This is a genomic window from Cupriavidus sp. (genome assembly GCF_057315035.1).
This window is the reverse complement of sequence record NZ_DBHKYV010000029.1, coordinates 1-16,484: the sequence shown is the minus strand read 5'-3', so window position 1 is coordinate 16,484 and position 16,484 is coordinate 1. Positions and strand designations below refer to the sequence as shown.

At 63.0% G+C, this 16,484-nt stretch carries 18 protein-coding genes; 8 read left to right on the top strand and 10 right to left on the bottom strand.

Going from position 1 to position 16,484, the window contains the following annotated elements:
- Position 1: 1 nt before the first annotated feature.
- Genes ACO550_RS27260 through ACO550_RS27250 form a run of 3 tightly spaced genes read right to left on the bottom strand, consistent with a single transcriptional unit; the run spans position 2 to position 2,098 of the window.
- A complete protein-coding gene (locus tag ACO550_RS27260; protein WP_315598495.1) occupies positions 2-649 on the bottom strand; it encodes a LysE family transporter in 648 nt (215 codons plus the stop codon).
- A gap of 5 nt (positions 650-654) precedes the next feature.
- Positions 655-1,389, bottom strand: coding sequence for an alanyl-tRNA editing protein (locus ACO550_RS27255; RefSeq protein WP_315598494.1), 735 nt, complete (start codon positions 1,387-1,389; stop codon positions 655-657).
- Positions 1,390-1,420: 31 nt separating this feature from the next.
- Positions 1,421-2,098 (bottom strand): VOC family protein, encoded by a 678-nt coding sequence (locus tag ACO550_RS27250; protein ID WP_315598493.1) that lies wholly within the window; start codon positions 2,096-2,098, stop codon positions 1,421-1,423.
- Between the two features lie 84 nt (positions 2,099-2,182).
- On the opposite strand from ACO550_RS27250, the gene ACO550_RS27245 reads away from it, so the two are divergent.
- The 3 genes from ACO550_RS27245 to ACO550_RS27235 all read left to right on the top strand — a co-directional run bounded on the left by ACO550_RS27245 (position 2,183) and on the right by ACO550_RS27235 (position 6,316).
- The gene (locus ACO550_RS27245) at positions 2,183-3,712 is read left to right on the top strand and encodes a PLP-dependent aminotransferase family protein (RefSeq protein WP_315598492.1); all 1,530 of its coding nucleotides are present in this window, start codon (positions 2,183-2,185) and stop codon (positions 3,710-3,712) included.
- A 99-nt stretch (positions 3,713-3,811) separates the two neighbouring features.
- On the top strand, positions 3,812-5,713 hold the full coding sequence (gene htpG, locus ACO550_RS27240; protein ID WP_315598491.1) for a molecular chaperone HtpG: 1,902 nt from the start codon (positions 3,812-3,814) through the stop codon (positions 5,711-5,713).
- 99 nt (positions 5,714-5,812) lie between these two features.
- Positions 5,813-6,316: a DNA-deoxyinosine glycosylase gene (locus tag ACO550_RS27235; RefSeq protein WP_315598490.1), complete on the top strand. Its 504-nt coding sequence runs from the start codon at positions 5,813-5,815 to the stop codon at positions 6,314-6,316.
- A gap of 30 nt (positions 6,317-6,346) precedes the next feature.
- On the opposite strand, the gene ACO550_RS27230 is transcribed toward ACO550_RS27235, so the two are convergent.
- Complete coding sequence (locus tag ACO550_RS27230; RefSeq protein WP_485995029.1) at positions 6,347-7,558, bottom strand: MFS transporter; 1,212 nt, start codon at positions 7,556-7,558, stop codon at positions 6,347-6,349.
- A 35-nt stretch (positions 7,559-7,593) separates the two neighbouring features.
- Between ACO550_RS27230 and ACO550_RS27225 the strand changes: the two genes are divergently transcribed.
- Positions 7,594-7,833, top strand: a complete 240-nt coding sequence (locus tag ACO550_RS27225) for a hypothetical protein (RefSeq protein WP_315598488.1) — start codon at positions 7,594-7,596, stop codon at positions 7,831-7,833.
- 281 nt (positions 7,834-8,114) lie between these two features.
- A complete protein-coding gene (locus tag ACO550_RS27220) occupies positions 8,115-8,366 on the top strand; it encodes a DUF6429 family protein (RefSeq protein ID WP_315598487.1) in 252 nt (83 codons plus the stop codon).
- Positions 8,367-8,411: 45 nt separating this feature from the next.
- On the opposite strand, the gene ACO550_RS27215 is transcribed toward ACO550_RS27220, so the two are convergent.
- The 3 genes from ACO550_RS27215 to ACO550_RS27205 all read right to left on the bottom strand — a co-directional run bounded on the left by ACO550_RS27215 (position 8,412) and on the right by ACO550_RS27205 (position 10,536).
- A complete protein-coding gene (locus tag ACO550_RS27215; protein ID WP_315598486.1) occupies positions 8,412-9,497 on the bottom strand; it encodes an SRPBCC domain-containing protein in 1,086 nt (361 codons plus the stop codon).
- Complete coding sequence (locus ACO550_RS27210; protein WP_315598485.1) at positions 9,494-9,859, bottom strand: metalloregulator ArsR/SmtB family transcription factor; 366 nt, start codon at positions 9,857-9,859, stop codon at positions 9,494-9,496. Before ACO550_RS27210 ends, ACO550_RS27215 begins: the two co-directional genes overlap by 4 nt.
- A 167-nt stretch (positions 9,860-10,026) precedes the next feature.
- Positions 10,027-10,536: a hypothetical protein gene (locus ACO550_RS27205; RefSeq protein ID WP_315598484.1), complete on the bottom strand. Its 510-nt coding sequence runs from the start codon at positions 10,534-10,536 to the stop codon at positions 10,027-10,029.
- Between the two features lie 146 nt (positions 10,537-10,682).
- On the opposite strand from ACO550_RS27205, the gene ACO550_RS27200 reads away from it, so the two are divergent.
- Together ACO550_RS27200 and ACO550_RS27195 are read left to right on the top strand one after the other, a co-directional pair.
- Positions 10,683-11,456 carry a hypothetical protein gene (locus ACO550_RS27200; RefSeq protein ID WP_315598483.1) on the top strand — a complete coding sequence of 258 codons (774 nt, stop codon included), beginning with the start codon at positions 10,683-10,685 and terminating at the stop codon, positions 11,454-11,456.
- Between the two features lie 29 nt (positions 11,457-11,485).
- Positions 11,486-12,376 carry a spermine/spermidine synthase domain-containing protein gene (locus ACO550_RS27195; RefSeq protein WP_315598482.1) on the top strand — a complete coding sequence of 297 codons (891 nt, stop codon included), beginning with the start codon at positions 11,486-11,488 and terminating at the stop codon, positions 12,374-12,376.
- Between the two features lie 96 nt (positions 12,377-12,472).
- Here ACO550_RS27195 and ACO550_RS27190 read toward each other — a convergent pair whose 3' ends face one another.
- Complete coding sequence (locus ACO550_RS27190; protein ID WP_315598481.1) at positions 12,473-14,059, bottom strand: ABC transporter substrate-binding protein; 1,587 nt, start codon at positions 14,057-14,059, stop codon at positions 12,473-12,475.
- A gap of 90 nt (positions 14,060-14,149) precedes the next feature.
- Here ACO550_RS27190 and trmB point away from each other — a divergent pair, with 90 nt between their 5' ends.
- A complete protein-coding gene (gene trmB / locus ACO550_RS27185; protein ID WP_315598480.1) occupies positions 14,150-14,854 on the top strand; it encodes a tRNA (guanine(46)-N(7))-methyltransferase TrmB in 705 nt (234 codons plus the stop codon).
- A gap of 93 nt (positions 14,855-14,947) precedes the next feature.
- Here trmB and ACO550_RS27180 read toward each other — a convergent pair whose 3' ends face one another.
- The gene (locus tag ACO550_RS27180) at positions 14,948-16,150 is read right to left on the bottom strand and encodes a DUF2863 family protein (RefSeq protein WP_315598479.1); all 1,203 of its coding nucleotides are present in this window, start codon (positions 16,148-16,150) and stop codon (positions 14,948-14,950) included.
- Between the two features lie 99 nt (positions 16,151-16,249).
- Positions 16,250-16,384, bottom strand: a complete 135-nt coding sequence (locus tag ACO550_RS27175) for a hypothetical protein (protein WP_315598478.1) — start codon at positions 16,382-16,384, stop codon at positions 16,250-16,252.
- Between the last annotated feature and the right edge of the window lie 100 nt (positions 16,385-16,484).

Here is a 16,484-nt window from a genome sequence, read left to right as displayed (position 1 = left end):
GTCAATGCGATTGTGCGACGTGTCCGGCTTGTCCGGCGAAGGCGATCCACACGGCCGTCAGCGCCAGTGCCAGCCCCATTGCGCCGTTGAACCAGCGCACGCGGTTGCCGTGCATCAGCCATTGGCGCAGCGAGGCGCCGAGAATCCCGTAGGCCCCGTTGCTGAAGAAGCCGAACGTGGCGAACAGTATGCTGACCAGCGCCACGCGTTGCGCGGGAGAGGGTGCGCCGGCCATATAGGACGCCGCCACCGCCAGGGCCAGCATCCATGCCTTGATGTTGGCGTATTGCATGGCGATCGATTGCCATACGTTCATGGGCCTGAGTACGGTCTTTTCCGCCAGTGAGGTGCTGCGCGTGATGCGCCACGCAAGCCAGAGCAGGTACAGCACGCCGATCACGCGGATGCCCACCGCCAGCACCGGGCTGGCCAGGATCAGCGCGCCCACGCCCGAGGCGCATAGCGCGATGATGCTGGCAAAGCCGAACGACACCCCGATGCAATGCGGCAGCGTCGCACGCAGGCCGAAGTTGGCGCCGGTGACGGCGGCAATCGTGGTATTCGGGCCCGGCGTGAAGGCGCCCACCGCGAGCAGCGTGATCAATGCCAGAAACTGGGCCATCGAGAGGCCCGTGAGCCAGGGTTCCATGGCCATCATGCGAAGTTGACGACCACGCGACGATTGGTGCGGCTCTTTTTCTCGATCTTGGTCACCACCATCGCGCCGATTTCGCCGGTATTGGCCACGTGCGTGCCACCGCAAGGCTGCCGGTCGACACCGGGGATCTCGATAATCCGGATCGTCGACGTGCCGGCCGGCGGCGCCGCGCCGATCGTGCGCACCAGGTCGGGCTGCGCGGCCAGTTCCTCGGGCGAGATGCGATCGATATTGACCGGGGTCCGGGCGTTGATCAGCGCGTTGAGCTGTTCGGTCAGCTCGGCCTTGTCGAGCGTGGATTCGGGCAGGTCGAAGTCGATGCGTGCGGAATCGGGCGAGATACTGCAGCCTGTCACCGGCACCGGGATCAGCGAGCCGAGCAGATGCAGGCAGGTATGCAGCCGCATAAGGCGGTGACGACGCGACCAGTCGATCTTCACTTCCACGCGGTCGCCGGGCTGTAGCGCGGGAGTGTCGGGAGTGTCTGGGCTATCGGGCGCCGGCACATGCAGGATGCGCGTGCGATCTTCGGCATAGACCGTATCGGCCAGCATCACGGCGCGGCCGTCCGCGGTAGTGAGCGTACCGGTATCACCGGCCTGGCCACCACTGCGCGCATAGCAGACGGTCTGGTCGAGTTCGATGCCCGCTTCGCTTACTGCCACCACGGTGGCGTGGCAGTGATCGAGATAAGCGTCGTCGTCGAAGCGCTTGTAGGTGGTGGCGGGCATCGTGGGGGCTCCTTGGGGTCTTGGATGTCGTTCAGCGCAGGGTCTTGATGCCCGTTGGCGTTTCGATCTCGGCCGTCAGTTGTGGCGGCCCGTCGGTTTGCGTGATCTCGATCAGGTGTGCGGCACCAATCCACGCCAGGCCCTGCCGTAGCAGTTCCGCATGCGGGTGTTGGCCTTGCAGGCGACGCAGCGCCAGATCCTGGCGGGGCAGGCTGAGGCCAGGATGGTTGGCCACATCCCACTGGATCAGCGTGGGAAACAGGCCATCGCCGGCGCTGGCCGCTTCGCCTTGCCATGCCGGCAGGCTGCCGTCGTCCGGTACGGTTAGCCGCCAGTGAAGTGTGCCGCGCGTCATCGGAATGGCTGGGGCGATCCGGTCCGGATACTGGGTCTGCCAGCGCGTCAGGTCGGCGGGCCGCTCCACGCGTGCGGCCCAGTGGGCCAGGAATGGACCGTCGCGCAGGCGCTGCCGCATCAGGTTGCTGTCGAGCCCGAACCAGCGCGGGCGTTCCGGCGCCGCAGCGGCGGGATCGATCGCGATCACTTCCAGATACATCCCGCCGAACAGGCCCAGCACACGGTTGTGGGTGCCCATGCGCGGATGTGCACCACCGTCCTGCGGGGTAATACCGAGGGCATTGGCTACGTATTGGACGCCCGAGTCGAGGTCGGGCGCGGCAATCACGAGATGGTCGACAGCAAGTTTCATGGTTGGTTGATGGTAGTCAAGCTTGACGGTACAGTACCGATACAGTTGCACAGATCGTCTTCAGTACAGTTGCGGGAGCACCACATGGAAGGCAAGCAGAAGGATAGCCGAGGCGGTAACGATAGTGCTTTGGGCGGCACACGTCCGCTGCGTCTGGTAATGCCTTCAGCGGGGCACGAGCAGTTGCCGGACCCGATACCGTCGGCCCAGATGACGCTGGTCGAGCAGTTGACCGAATGGGCGCGGCTTCGCATCGATGACCGGGTCTTCCGTGCCGGCATGCGCATGCCGTCGATCCGCCAGCTGGCCTCGGAGAAAGGCATCTCGCGCTTTACGGTGGTGGAAGCCTACGAGCGGCTGGTGGCACTCGGTTACCTGGAATCGCGCCGCGGGTCGGGCTTTTATGTGCGCGACCGTGTGCCGCATCCATCGGTCGTGGCGCCGTCGGTATCGCCCTCGATCCGCAATGTCGATGTCACGTGGCTGCTGCGCAGCATGTTTCATTCAGCCGAGAGCCACAAGGCGCCTGGCTGGGGTTTCCTGCCCAATGAATGGCTCGATGGCGAGCTGGTGTCCGGCGCGATGCGCAGCCTGGGGCGCCAGCCCGGCGGCCACTTCCTGTCCAGCGGCACGCCGCTCGGGTTTCTGCCATTGCGGCAGCAGTTGCGGACGCGCCTCGAAGAACTGGAAATCGGCGTGACGCCGGACCAGATCGTGATGACATCGGGCATTACCCAGGCATTCGACCTGATCGCGCGGCAGTTCCTGCATCCGGGCGATACCGTGGTGGTGGGCGACCCGGCGTGGTTCGTGATGTTCGCGCGCTTTGCCACCCAGGGCGCCAATGTGGTGGGCGTGCCCTATACCGCCGACGGCCCGGACCTGGAAGCGCTGGAGCGCATTGCGCAGGCGCACCGTCCCAAGCTGCTGGTGGTCAACTCGGTGCTGCACAACCCTACGGGTACGTCGCTGTCTGCGGCGCGGGCGTTCCGGCTGCTGCAACTGGCCGAACAGTATGGTTTTACGATCGTCGAGGACGATATCTACTGCGATCTTTGCCCGCCCGGCCACACGGCGACGCGCCTGGCCAGCCTGGATCAGCTCAAGCGGGTGATCTACCTTGGCAGTTTCTCCAAGACGCTGGCTGCCAACCTGCGCGTGGGCTTTATCGCCGCCAGCCCGGACCTGGCCGTCACATTGACAGACAGCAAGCTGGTGACCGGCATGGCCACGCCGGAAATCAACGAGCGCGTGGTGTACAAGGTGCTGACCGAAGGCCACTATCGCAAGCACACGGAGCGCATGCGGGTGCGGCTGGACCGCGCCCGCGACGACACCCGCGAACTGCTGGAACGGCTCGGCATCCGCATCTTCCCGGGGCAGTTGGCTGGCATGTACCTGTGGGCCGATACCGGCGTGGATACCAATGTCATCGCTACGGCTGGCCATGAGGAGGGCTACCTGTTTGCCCCCGGGAGCCTGTTCTCGCCGTCGCAGATGCCCTCGACGTGGACCCGCTTCAACGTGGCCAGCAGCAGCGATCCGGGCATGCTGCGCTTCCTGGCTGGCCAGATGGACCGCCTCTCGGGTTTGCCTACGGCCGCGGGGACTTGAAAAGTCCGCGATCCATCCCTATTTCCTGCGCCATCGATCCCGCTTCGGACAGACGGAGCAGGGCACCTTTGCGCATAGTTTCGATTCAAGAGGAGAACCATGACCGCACCGCACGAGACGATGAGCTTCCAGGCGGAAGTGAAGCAACTGCTGCATCTGATGATTCACTCGCTGTACAGCAACAAGGAAATCTTCCTGCGCGAGCTGGTATCGAATGCATCGGATGCTACGGACAAGCTGCGTTTCGAGGCCATTGCCAATCCGGCCCTGCTCGAGAACGACGCCGACCTGGCGATCAGGATCGAAGCAGATCCGGCTGCCCGCACGCTGAAGATCACCGACAACGGTATCGGCATGAGCCGTGACGAGGCGATCCGCAACCTGGGCACCATTGCCCGTTCGGGTACCAAGGAATTCTTCCAGCAACTGTCCGGCGACCAGCAGAAGGATGCGGCGCTGATTGGCCAGTTTGGCGTGGGTTTCTACTCGGCATTTATCGTCGCCGACAAGGTCACCGTGGAAACGCGCCGCGCTGGCCTGCCCGCAAGCGAAGCCGTGCGCTGGGAAAGCGCTGGCGACGGCGAATTCACGGTCGACGCCATCGACCGCGCCGAGCGCGGCAGCACGATTACGTTGCACCTGCGCGAAGGCGAAGACGACTTCCTGTCGTCGTACCGTCTGCAGAACATCATCCGCAAATATTCGGACCATATCTCGCTGCCGATCCGCATGCCCAAGGAAGAATGGGATGCCGAGGCGCAAACGCAGAAGCAGACTGGCGAGTGGGAAAGCGTGAATCAGGCCAGCGCCCTGTGGACGCGCAACAAGTCGGATATCACGGACGACCAGTACCAGGCGTTCTACCAACACATCGCACACGACCACGAAGCGCCGCTGGCCTGGACCCACAACCGCGTGGAAGGCCGTAGCGAATATACGCAACTGCTGTATATCCCGGCACGCGCGCCGTTCGACCTGTGGGACCGCAACCACAAGGGTGGCCTGAAGCTGTACGTCAAGCGCGTCTTCATCATGGACGAAGCGGATCAGTTGCTTCCGTCGTACCTGCGCTGGGTCAAGGGTGTGGTCGATTCGGCCGATCTGCCGCTGAACGTGTCGCGCGAGTTGCTGCAGGAAAGTCGCGATGTGAAGGCGATCCGCGAAGGCTGCAGCAAGCGGGTGCTGTCGATGCTGGAAACGCTGGCCGATAGCGAAGACGAAGCAGAGCGCGCCAAGTACAAGACGTTCTGGGAACAGTTCGGTCAGGTGCTCAAGGAAGGCATGGGCGAAGACCATGCCAACGGCGAACGCATCGCCAAGCTGCTGCGCTTTGCCACCACGCAGAACGACACGGCCGAGCAGTCGGTGTCGCTGGCTGACTACGTGGGCCGCATGAAGGAAGGGCAGGACAAGATCTACTACGTCACGGCCGATGCGTGGGCCCCGGCCAAGTCGAGCCCGCATCTCGAAGTCTTCCGCAAGAAGGGCATCGAGGTGGTGCTGCTGACCGATCGCGTGGACGAATGGATGTTGTCGTACCTGCGCGAATTCGACGGCAAGGAACTGGTATCCGTTTCGCGCGGCGACCTCGACCTCGGTGCGCTGGCCGACGAAGCCGAGAAGGCCGAGCAGGAAAAGGCGTCCACCGAATGGAAGGACGTGGTGGAACGTGCCAAGGCAGTGCTCGAAGGCAAGGCCAAGGATGTGCGCGTGACGCTGCGCCTGACCGACTCGGCATCGTGCCTGGTGTCCGACGATGGCGACATGAGCGGCTACCTGCAACGCCTGCTGAAGCAGGCCGGCCAGAAGGCACCGGACGCGCAACCGATCCTGGAACTGAACCCCGAGCATGCGCTGGTGAAGAAGCTGCGCGACCTCCCCGAAGGCGACGCATTCGGCGACCGCGTGCGCGTGCTTTTCGACCAGGCCCTGCTGGCGGAAGGTGGCATGCTCGACGATCCGGCCGCCTATGTGCAGCGAGTGAACCGACTGCTGGCCTGATCAGCATCTGCCGGTTTGCTCCCCTCTCCCGCACGCGGGAGAGGGGCTGGGGGAGAGGGCCAGCCTCTCCATCACCCACCCCACCAAACATGTTCCCCGATGACCACCAAACGCTGTTTCCCTCCGGTCGTCGACAACCACACCCGCGTCCTCCTACTCGGCAGCCTGCCGGGCGAAGTGTCATTGGCGCAATCGCAGTATTACGCGCACAAGCAGAATCGGTTCTGGCATTTGATAAGCGATGTGCTTGGCGAGAACCTGGTGCCGCTTGATTACGACGCGCGCCTGGCAACACTTCGCAAACATCGCATAGGCCTATGGGACGTGGTAGCCGAAGCGCGCCGCGATGGCAGCCTCGACAGCAATATCCGCGATCATCAGGGCAATGACCTGGTTGCGCTGATCGGCACCTTGCCCAATCTCGCGGCGATTGCATTCAATGGCGGCACTGCGGCAAAGATCGGTACGAAGGTACTTGGCGATCATGGCGACCAGCATGCAATCCTGCGGCTGCCGTCGAGCAGCCCGGCGTACACGCTGGCCTATGCGGACAAGCTGGTTGCGTGGCAGGCCTTGCGGGAATGGCTTGCCAAGGCTGGCTGACTGGTGGCGCTTGGCTGAAGGTAGCCCGCGCTACCTGACTGCCGCCGCCTCTCGAGACTTCATGTTCAGCACAGTCGCGCCTGCTGCGGCTAGCACGCATACGACTGCCAACGAGGTCGCCGAGCCGTCATACGTCAAGCTGGCGATCAATGCGGCGCCTCCCCCTGCCAGTGCCTGCAGTCCGATGATCGTGCCTGCGATGGCGACCCTGCTTTCCTCCGGCACATTCATCGCCCAGGCGTTGGCAGCAGGCACGACCAGACAGTAGCCAAGTTGGGCCGCAATCAATGCCGTCGTGAACATGGCGAACGACGGTGGCGCCAGCCATGTCAGCAGCGTCAACGTACATGCGGACACACCCTGGAGAAATACGCCGGCCTGTACGCAGCGATGTTCTCCAATACGCGCCACGAGGGAACCCGCGCCAAGATACCCAAGGACTCCAATGGAGGCGAAGCCGGACAGCATGGCGCCAACGGCGACGACAGACATGTCGAATCGGTCCACCAGCAGGAAGGGGGTTGCCACAAGTAGTGCGCTATAGCTCGATTGTGTGGCGCACAGGAGCAATACTGGAGCGAGGCAGCGCTTGTGCAGCAAGATGTGGAAAACTCGGACGACCGGTTCGTTGTGGCGACTCGGTTTGAGAGCATTGTGCGCGGCTACGGGTGCCGGTACGGCCCACGCAACCATCAATGGTATGAGGAGCAGCGCGAGGCAGAAAGCCGCGAAGGTTGGCCGCCAACCCCACGCCATCGCCGTCACGCCTCCCACGAGCGGGGCGATGATGCATGCAGCTTCGAGTCCGGCCTGACCGTACGCGAAAACTTTGCTGTAGTTTCGTTCACCGGAGAGATCGCGCAGTAGTGCACGGCTTGCGACGGAACCCCAGGCATTCACCGCGAATATGGCTGGCAGGATGGCGGCGTAAGTGAGTCCTGATGTCACGACGGTGGTCAGCAAGCCCAGCGCGCAGACCAAAATGGCGCTCAGTGCCACCATCTCCCGCCGGCCCACGCGATCGACGACCCAGTGCCCGCACAGGGAGAACAGGGCTCCCAAGATCATTGAAACCGAGAAGACGGCCTGGAGCGACGGCTGACTGAGCTCGAGATCGTGGCTGATCAGCGGCAACAGCGGTGTCAGTACCTCGAACAACACCGTCACCAGCATGATGCGCAGGCTTAGGCAGAGGCACGCCAGGATCAGGTCTGCATTGCGGCGTGACGTGACGTCAGTCACGCGGCAACGGCCATCACGACTGGCGCACCATTGCAATGACGTTCCTGCGCGCGGCGGCACGCGCTACCGGCACACCAGGCTTCGATCAGTTGCCGATGCTGGGGATACCGTTTGCAAAAGTAATCGGAGAACTCCTCCCATCGATCATCCTTCAACATGCCGTGAAGCTTGTTGAGATCCTCGACGGGAAATGTCAGATCCATATGCATGCGAAAGGCGGACGTGAGGTCGGGTGTTGCGTGATCGCACAGCACTTCGGCATTAAGGCGATGTAGGCCCATAGCGGTTGGCTCCTGTGGTGTTGGCGTGAAGAGGCAAAGGGGATTGCGGCTGTCCGACCGGGAAAGGAAGTCGGTCGGCCGGCGCGGCGGTCGCGCCGTAGTGCAGCACGCGGACTGCCTGATCAGGCTAGGAGACCTGGCAAAGATCGCAATCGCGCTTCAATGAAAGTGGTTGCTGTCCAAGTCTCCAGGCTCTCAACCAATTGCGAGAATGGTTGCCTAAGGCGGCGCCGCGTTTATAGTGAATGGTACCGACGGTTACTCAACATGACGCGATGGATATCAATACTGACGCGATCGACGATATGGTGCTGGCCCTGCTATATCTGACGCTGCATGACCACGACAGGGCATGGAAGAGCCACGATTGGGATGTGTTGGATAGACTTCATGCGAAAGGTCTGATCGACAATCCCGCGAACAAGGCAAAATCCGTTTCGTTCACTGACAAAGGCTTGCGCGAATCGGAGCGACTCTTCACGCGCCACTTCGCTGCCTCCGGTGGCGACAGCCCATCAGATGTTTAGCGAGTGAGAGTTTTCGGCGCCGGCAGAGCCGGCACCTCCATGGCATCAATCAAACTTCGGCTGCGTCGCGGCGTAGCTTGGCCTGGCACGCATGACGGCATGACCGCGCCGGATGTTGGGCCGCGTTTCCAGTAGCGCCTGGCTTTCCGGGAACATCCCCAGGTACTCGACGATTGGCGCGAAGAACAGGTCTGCCATCGACAGGCTATTGCCCACCAGGAAATCCCTGCCGTCGTATGCCTGCTCCAGTGCATCGAGTTGCCGTGCGATCTCGGGCAGGGCGGTATCGATGGTTTTGCGGTCGGGTTGCCCGTCCGCTCCCTTCGGAAAGACATACTGCAGCACGTAGCGTCGCACCATGGCATCGTAGCCGTGGCAGTTGATCAGGCTGATCCACTGCTCGCAGCGCGCGCGGGCGATCGGGCCGGTTTGCGGCAGCAGGTTCGGGCCACCAAATACTTCATTGACGTAGCTCAGGATGGCGCGTGTTTCGTAGAACTCGATGGGCCCGTCCGAGAATGCCGGAATGCGGCCAAACGGGTTGTGCGCCAGCAACTCATCATCGCGCGGTGTCAGCGGCTTGAGCGTGTAGCGGATGCCCTTTTCCTCCAGTGCCATGCGCACTGTGCGTACGTAGGTACTACGCGCATCGCCATAGACCGTAAGCGTGCCGGCGCTGCCTTCGGGGTCGACATAGTCGCTGAGATTGTTGAACACCGATTGCCAGCCGCCGACATGCGAATCGCGCGTGGCGATATCGGGAAAGCCGCTGTGGCGCATATGCAGGTGCGTGCCGCCATCCTTGTCGGTCAGCGTGACTTCGATCAGCGTGCGCATGCCGGGCGGCAGTTCGGCGCCGCCTTCCCATTGCCACGTGTAGGCCAGGAAGTCAGCACGGTCGACCTTCTGGTACTCGCCACCGACAATATGCTGTTCGCCATCGCGGGCACCAACCACGATGCGGTACGTGCCGCCAACCCGTGCATCGGCGCGGACTTCGAGCACCCGCATGCCACGCGGGCAGTGCCAGACCGCCAGCGCGGCCTGATCCGTGAAGGCATCGAAGACCCGCTCGCGCGGCGCGCGGATCTGGCGGGTCATTTCAAGATGAAAGGTTGCGGCTTCACTCATGGCTTGATCCCCTTGTCTCCAATGCCATCGGTATCGGATTGCGTCTGCTCGACGAAGGCCACGAGCCTGTCGAGGTTGTCGTCCCAGTGCCGCCGGTAGGCCTCGAGCCAGCCGTGTGCATCGCGCAGGGCGCCGGGCCGCAAATGGCAGATGCGCCAGCGCGCATTGACTTCGCGTTCGATCAGCCCGGCATCGGCCAGCACGCGCAGGTGCCTGGAAATGGCGGGTGCCGAAATGTCGAACGGCTTGGCCAGTTCGCTGACAGGCGCTTCTCCTTCAGACAATCGCGCAAGGATCGCGCGGCGCGTAGGGTCGGCAAGTGCGGCGAAAACGGATGAGAGCGGGTCGGTAACATCGGGCATGTGATCATTTAACTCATCGGTTAAATGAAGATCAAGGCGTGTTACAAGTCCGTTGGGGATGGCCGGAACGCGTTCGGGAAGTCCGGCGTCGGCGTTTGACGCCCGGCCGGATGAGCCAATCGGCTCATTCGGCCGGGAGAGGGCGTCTCAGAAGAAAAATTACGTGCTCAGGCCGTCGTGTTGACGATGTTGCCGGTGCTGGTGCCGTTGGCTTCCTGATACGCTTCGGACAGCTTGGCCATGGCTTGGGCCAGGGCAGCCTGCGTGGAGGTCACGCCCGCTTGCAGTGCGCCGACGGTGCTGGCCTTGGTCTGGTCGTCGGTCTTGGCGTTCTGCGCGGCTTGCAGTTGCGCCATCTGCACGGCCAACTGCTTCTGCAGCGCCTCGATCTGCTGCTTCAGGGTCTTGATGACCGCCGATTCGCTGTCGTCGCTGCTTTCGGAGGCGCCGGCTCCACCGGCCCCGCCTGCCTTGCCGGCACCGCCAGGGCCGGCGGTACGACCGCTGGCGCTGGCCGATGCCGTGGAGGACGCGTCGGTGGTGCCGGAGGCGGCCGTCTGGCCGTCTGTGGATTGCGTCGTTGTGTCGTCCGTGGCTTGCGTGAAGCGGCGGGTACTGCTGACCGTCGCGTCACTGGCCACGCTGACCTGTGGGGAAACACTGCTGATGGATGTCATTGTCGGAGTCCGATCGAAGAGAGAGCCCACATCGTTCTTCGGCTGAAAGGGCGGAAAACTTTAGCGCTGCAACAGTGGTCTTACCGGCTTCTGTCACAATCGCGGCTGGCCGGCTTTTGGCCGCATTCTCACTGGATCGATCTCTTATGTTGTCCTCCCTCGGTATCGGCGGTATCGGCGGCATTGGCCTGCACGTCATCGTGGCGATCTTCTTTGCCGTACACGCGGTGCGCACGCACCAGAACATGTACTGGCTGTTGCTGTTGTTCATCTTCCCGGGGCTGGGCAGCATCGTCTATTTCTTTGCGATCTACCTGCCTGGATTGCGTCAGTCGCGCGGTGCCCGGGCGGCCACGCGGGCCATCAAGCAGATCGTGGATCCGCATCGTGCCGTGCGCGAAGCGCGCGAGGCCTTTGACCGTGCTCCCACGGTGGACCATCGCATGCGTCTGGGTGCCGCGTTGCTTGACGTGGGCAACGCAGCCGAGGCATTGGAGCACTATCAGGCCGCGGCCAATGGTCCGTTTGCATCGGATCCGGCCTTGCTCGAGGGGTTGGCCCGCGCACAGCTTGCCACGGAGCGGCATGCCGACGCGCAGGCTACGCTGGAGCGGCTGTTTGCCGCGCATCCGCAGGCCCGCGACCAGTCGGAACCGTCGCTGTTATATGCTCGCACCCTGTCTGCGCTTGGCGCGCCCGGCACGCGCGATGCCTTTGAGCGCGCGCTGACCAATGCCAGCGATGTCGCGGCGCGCTGCCTGTTCGCAGAATGGCTGGCCCGGCAGTCCGATGCGGCCGACCGCGAACGGGCAAAATCGCTGTACTCGGAAATCGTTCACGACGCGCGCCATTGGCCGCGTCATGCCCGCGAACACAATCGTGAATGGCTGCAGCGCGCACAAGCGGCGCTGGGTCAATGATCCGCGCCCTGGGCGCACTTTTATTTTCTATGACGCTTCTGAAACGCAAATCGATCGAGGCAGTGGCCTCGCGCCGTCCGGCACGTGGCGATCGCAAATCCTCGCGCAAGAATTTTTCGAATGATGCGGACCATGCCGATGAAAAGCGCATGACGCCGCGTTTTGCACCGGTGACGTTCTCCGAAATGGATGGCGTGCGCTATCTGCATTTCGGTACCGAATGGGTGCAGGGCGCGATGCGCCTGCGCAAGCCCGACGCCATCGAACTCGAATATGCGCAGCAGATGATGGCGTGGCTGCTGTTCCTGTCGCCTTCGGCGGATGATTTCCACGTGACGCAACTTGGCCTGGGCGCCGCGGCCTTGACCAAGTTCTCGTATCGGCATTTTGCAAAGGCGAAGGTCACGGCCGTGGAACTGAATCCGGCGGTGATCGTGGCGGGCCGCAGCATGTTTGGCTTGCGCGAGGACGATGCGCGACTGACCGTGCACGAGCAGGATGCGTGGGACTTCGTGATGGATGGTGCCAACACCGCGTCGATCGATGCATTGCAGGTGGACCTGTACGACGCCACCGCGCGTGGTCCGGTGCTGGATACCACGGCCTTCTATCGCGCATGCCGCCGTGTACTGAAAGCGCCGGGCGTGATGACGATCAATCTGTTTGGCGATCACGACAGCTTTCCGAAGAATATCGAGCGCATCTGCGACGCGTTCGACAACCGTGTGCTGGTGTTTCCGGAAGTGCACGACGGCAACGTGATCGCACTGGCGTTCAACGGCCCGGCAATCGATGTGTCGTGGGAAACGCTGGAGGCGCGGGCCGAGGTGGTGGAATCGGCCACGAAACTGCCGGCGCGCGATTGGGTGAAGAAACTGCGCGCGGCGAATGCACGTCAGGAAGAGCGGCTGGCGATTTGATTGCTTGGGTTGGTTTTCTCCCCTCTCCCGCACGCGGGAGAGGGGCGGGGGAGAGGGCCAGCGCATCAAGACGCGACATCGGCAACTTGAGCCTCACTACTCCTTGTGGAAGAACTGCGCCAGCGACCACTCGTCGGTGCGTGCCTCGTACTTCAGGCCCTTGCGCATGGCCCACATTGCCAGCTGGCTATGCGAAGGAATGATCGCGTGGTCATCGAGGGCGAATTTCGCGGCTGCGCGGGCGTTCTCTTCTCGCGCTTTCTCGCTCGAGACCGTGGTCAGTGATTTCTCGATCAACTGGTCCAGTTTCGGATTGCCGTATTTGCCCCAGTTCCAGGTGCCATAGCCGGTCTTCGGATTGGGTGTGCCCGTGATCGAGCGAAGCGCCACGTCGGCGGCAGCCGAGCCCCAGCCGAGCATCTCGAACGAAAAATCGCCTTGCCGCGCGCGCGTGAAGTACGCGGCCACCGGTAGTGTTTCCACCTTGGTCTGGATGCCGATGCGCGTCAGCATGCCGGCCGTGGCCTGGGCCACCTGCGCATCGTTCAGGTAGCGGTTGTTGGTGGCATGCAGCGTGAGCGCGAAGCCGTCGGGGTAGCCGGCCGCAGCCAGCAGCTTCTTGGCACCTTCCACATCGTAGGCCTCGGGCTTGGTGCCCGGATGGCCAAAGATCTGCGGCGAGACGATCGACGATGCCGGCACGGCCAGCCCTTCCATGATGCGGCTGACAATGGCGTCGCGATTGAGTGCCTTGCTGATCGCGGCGCGTACGCGGGCATCCTTGAACGGGTTCTTGCCCAATGGCTTGCCGGCCTTGTCGGTGACAAACGGCGGCGTGTCGCGCGACTGGTCCATCTGCCAGAAGATCGTGCGCCATGACACGGTCTGCTCGATCTTGAACTTGGGGTTCTGCTTGAGCTTGGCCACATCGGCGGCCGGAATGCTCTCGATCACGTCGACATCGCCGGCCAGCAGCGCGGCCGTGCGCGCGCCGTTGTCGGTCAGGATGCGGAAGATCGCGCGATCGAACTCGGGCTTCGGGCCCCAGTAGTCGGGGTTCTTCGCCATCACGATTTCCTGGCCCCGCGCGAACCGCACGAATTTGTACGGGCCGGTGCCGATCATGGCCTTGCCTGAATCGAAGTCGGCCTGGCTCAGGTCGGCGGCGATCTTCTTTGGCATGATCGGCACGCTGTTCAGGTCGTTGGCCAGGTTGGCGTAGTTCGGCACGCTCATGGTCAGGCGCACGGTCAGTGGGTCGGGCGTGTCGATGCGCGCGATCGGCTTGGTATAGCTCGTGAAGGAACCGGGTGCGTTGGTCAGCTTCTCGGGGCGCTCCAGCGATGCCTTGACGTCCTCGCTCGTGAACGGCGAGCCGTCATGCCATTTCACGTTCGGGCGCAGCTTGATTTCCCAGGTAATCGCGTTGACCGGCTTCCACGACAGTGCCAGGCCGGGGATGTAGCGGGCGTTCTTGTCCATGAACACCAGCGATTCAAAGACATGAAGCGCGATGGCGTTGTTCGGACCGGCGTTGTTCCAGTGCGGGTCCATCGACGTGACATCGGCGGCCAGGCCGATACGCAGGTCTTCGGCGTGTGCGGCATGGACGGGCAGCAGCACAAGGGCGCTGGTGCCCAGGGCGATCGACAGGGAAGCTTGCAGCAGTGTGCGGCGAATCATCGGTAGGCTCCTCGTACGGTCCGGTTCATGATCATGGGCGCTATTGTGCCTACAAATGAACACCGTTGCTGCTTCGGTACAATCGCGACCATGTTTGCCAATTCCCGCACCATTTCGTCGGCGCAGACCGATATTCACGAACATCTGGCCGAGCGCGTGCAGCGCCATCTGGCGGAGCCGTTTCGCAAGCCTATCGGTACGCCAAGCCAACGCTCGTTCGACGACGCCATCGATGCATGGCAACGTGCCGGCGGACGGCCATTGATCATCGACGCAGGGTGCGGCGTGGGTGAGAGCACGCTGCGGCTGGCCATGGCATACCCCGATCATTTCGTGATCGGCGTGGATCAGTCTGAAAAACGATTAACCGCTGGCAAGGACTGGTGGGAAGGCGAGATGCCCGGCAATTTTCATTGGGCGCGCGCCGATCTGGTAGATGTGTGGCGGCTGTTGCAGCAAGACAAGGTGCCTGTGGCGCGCCACTACGTGCTGTACCCGAATCCATGGCCCAAGATTGGCCATCTGGGGCGGCGTTGGCAAGGCCATGCGGTATTTCCCGCGCTGGCTGCATGTGGTGACTATCTTGAGTGCCGCAGTAACTGGAAGATCTATATCGACGAGTTTGCCGCGGCATTGTCGATGGTGGGGCGGTCGGCCCGCGTGGAAGCGTGGCAACCTGAAACGGCACTGACGCCGTTCGAGCGCAAGTATGGCGCCTCAGGGCATGGATTGTGGCGGTGTGTGTCTTGCTCCCCTCTCCCGCATGGCGGGAGAGGGGCCGGGGGAGAGGGCTAGCGGTTCAAGCTGGGACTGATCGCAATTTGAACCGCGATTCCCTCACCCCCAACCCCTCTCCCGCGTGCGGGAGAGGGGAGCCTGCCAGGATTTTTAGTGGAACAACGGCTGCTGCGTTGGGGCATCTTCGGGCAGTTCGGCGTGGACGATTTCGCCGGAACGGTCCGCGTAGAGCGGCGTGCCGCAATCCTCGCAGTACTCGGGATCGAACAGTGCGGCATGGCGGAAGATGTCCTCGACGCCGGCATTGCGCAGTTCCTCGCAGATCTGCTCGACCGGGTTGCCTTTCTCCTCGGCGTCGATCTCGCCCGATTCGCGGCCATAGACTGGCCAGACGATGCCGTAGATCACTTCTTTCTCGCCGCGCATCGTAAAGCCGACGCGGTATTCCTCCACCACTTCCTCGCCAAAGCCCGCTACCACGGCAGCCAGTTGGCCGGCGGGGATGTCGAGCGTGCCGCACAGGTAGTTCACGGCTGCGCGCACGGTCAGCGGACGGATGCTCTTGTCCGATTCGCGGCATGACAGGAAGAATGCGTCGGGCAGCAGCAGTTCGAACTCGCAGCCCGGCAGCAGTACGGCGATGGTCGGCTGCACCTGGTTGCGCCATTGTTCCAGGCACACCGAGCGTTCGGCGTGGTGTTCCTTGGCATCTTCCTGCCAGCGGAACAGGGCGCCTTCATGCGGCGCCACCACCACGGCCAGCAGGTAGCGCGGATCGGCCAGGATCGGAGCGGTCTCGGGCAGGTCGCGCAGGTCGACCTTGGGCACCGTACCCGCCATCGCGGCCGCTGCCAGCTTGTGCGTCAGCGCAAAGGTGTCGCTGTGGCTGCGCGGCAGCTGGTCGATGCTGTAGAGGTATGGCGACAGCGCAACCTTGGTGCCGGTAGCCAGCACATGCGCCTGCATGTGCACGGCCAGCGTCTGGGCCAGTTCGGGTTTCAGCGCGCCCGACGGGATCGCGTAGCGGGTGTGGGCCAGGATCGGGGCGGCAATCAGCAGCACGTCATGGTTGACGCCGTCGATCTCGATCGCGGCCGATTCTGCCAGGGTTTCGGCCTGCTCGGCCAGCACGTCGGAGGCGTCGGCATTGTGCTTGAACAGGTGTTCGAGCGCAGCGTCGAGGGCGGTCTGGCTGCCGTTTTTCAGCAGGCGATGGAGCCGCTGCGACAGCCGCCGCTCCCAGTAGCCGTCCTCAATGCGGCTGCCCGAGGCATCCAGGGCCAGCGCATCGGCCACCAACCGCTCGGCATCAGGCGAGAGTCGGGAAGAAGACTTGGGGCGAAAACCTGCCATATATTGAAGACGTCCGTTTTTTCGTAAAACGGTATTCTACTCGTTGCGTTGACAGGTGCAGTTCTCGCGAACCCTTGATGCGAAATATCCGGTATCCGGCTACTTCTGCGCCGCCGGTGCGTGGCTTTCCGTGCTGTGCGATTCACCGGCCATCGATACGTCGCCGCCGCCCTTGGTCAGCAGGTACAGGCAGGCGCCCGCGATCACGACGAATGCGATCAGGATCTTGATCATGTGATGTCTCCAATATTATGTAGCGCTGGTTGCGTGCAGACGAGTCTGGCAGCGCAGGCTTGCGCAAAACTTACGTGGAGGGGTGGGGATTACCCGGAAC

Bases quoted from the DNA above. Each gene is read 5' to 3' on its own strand.
- ACO550_RS27205 (WP_315598484.1), bottom strand. From the start codon at position 10,536: ATGACATCCATCAGCAGTGTTTCCCCACAGGTCAGCGTGGCCAGTGAC.
- ACO550_RS27245 (WP_315598492.1), top strand. From the start codon at position 2,183: ATGGAAGGCAAGCAGAAGGATAGCCGAGGCGGTAACGATAGTGCTTTG.
- ACO550_RS27190 (WP_315598481.1), bottom strand. From the start codon at position 14,059: ATGATTCGCCGCACACTGCTGCAAGCTTCCCTGTCGATCGCCCTGGGC.
- trmB (WP_315598480.1), top strand. From the start codon at position 14,150: ATGTTTGCCAATTCCCGCACCATTTCGTCGGCGCAGACCGATATTCAC.
- ACO550_RS27220 (WP_315598487.1), top strand. From the start codon at position 8,115: ATGGATATCAATACTGACGCGATCGACGATATGGTGCTGGCCCTGCTA.
- ACO550_RS27175 (WP_315598478.1), bottom strand. From the start codon at position 16,384: ATGATCAAGATCCTGATCGCATTCGTCGTGATCGCGGGCGCCTGCCTG.
- ACO550_RS27210 (WP_315598485.1), bottom strand. From the start codon at position 9,859: ATGCCCGATGTTACCGACCCGCTCTCATCCGTTTTCGCCGCACTTGCC.
- ACO550_RS27180 (WP_315598479.1), bottom strand. From the start codon at position 16,150: ATGGCAGGTTTTCGCCCCAAGTCTTCTTCCCGACTCTCGCCTGATGCC.
- ACO550_RS27195 (WP_315598482.1), top strand. From the start codon at position 11,486: ATGACGCTTCTGAAACGCAAATCGATCGAGGCAGTGGCCTCGCGCCGT.
- ACO550_RS27260 (WP_315598495.1), bottom strand. From the start codon at position 649: ATGGAACCCTGGCTCACGGGCCTCTCGATGGCCCAGTTTCTGGCATTG.
- htpG (WP_315598491.1), top strand. From the start codon at position 3,812: ATGACCGCACCGCACGAGACGATGAGCTTCCAGGCGGAAGTGAAGCAA.
- ACO550_RS27255 (WP_315598494.1), bottom strand. From the start codon at position 1,389: ATGCCCGCCACCACCTACAAGCGCTTCGACGACGACGCTTATCTCGAT.
- ACO550_RS27200 (WP_315598483.1), top strand. From the start codon at position 10,683: ATGTTGTCCTCCCTCGGTATCGGCGGTATCGGCGGCATTGGCCTGCAC.
- ACO550_RS27215 (WP_315598486.1), bottom strand. From the start codon at position 9,497: ATGAGTGAAGCCGCAACCTTTCATCTTGAAATGACCCGCCAGATCCGC.
- ACO550_RS27225 (WP_315598488.1), top strand. From the start codon at position 7,594: ATGACGTTCCTGCGCGCGGCGGCACGCGCTACCGGCACACCAGGCTTC.
- ACO550_RS27250 (WP_315598493.1), bottom strand. From the start codon at position 2,098: ATGAAACTTGCTGTCGACCATCTCGTGATTGCCGCGCCCGACCTCGAC.
- ACO550_RS27235 (WP_315598490.1), top strand. From the start codon at position 5,813: ATGACCACCAAACGCTGTTTCCCTCCGGTCGTCGACAACCACACCCGC.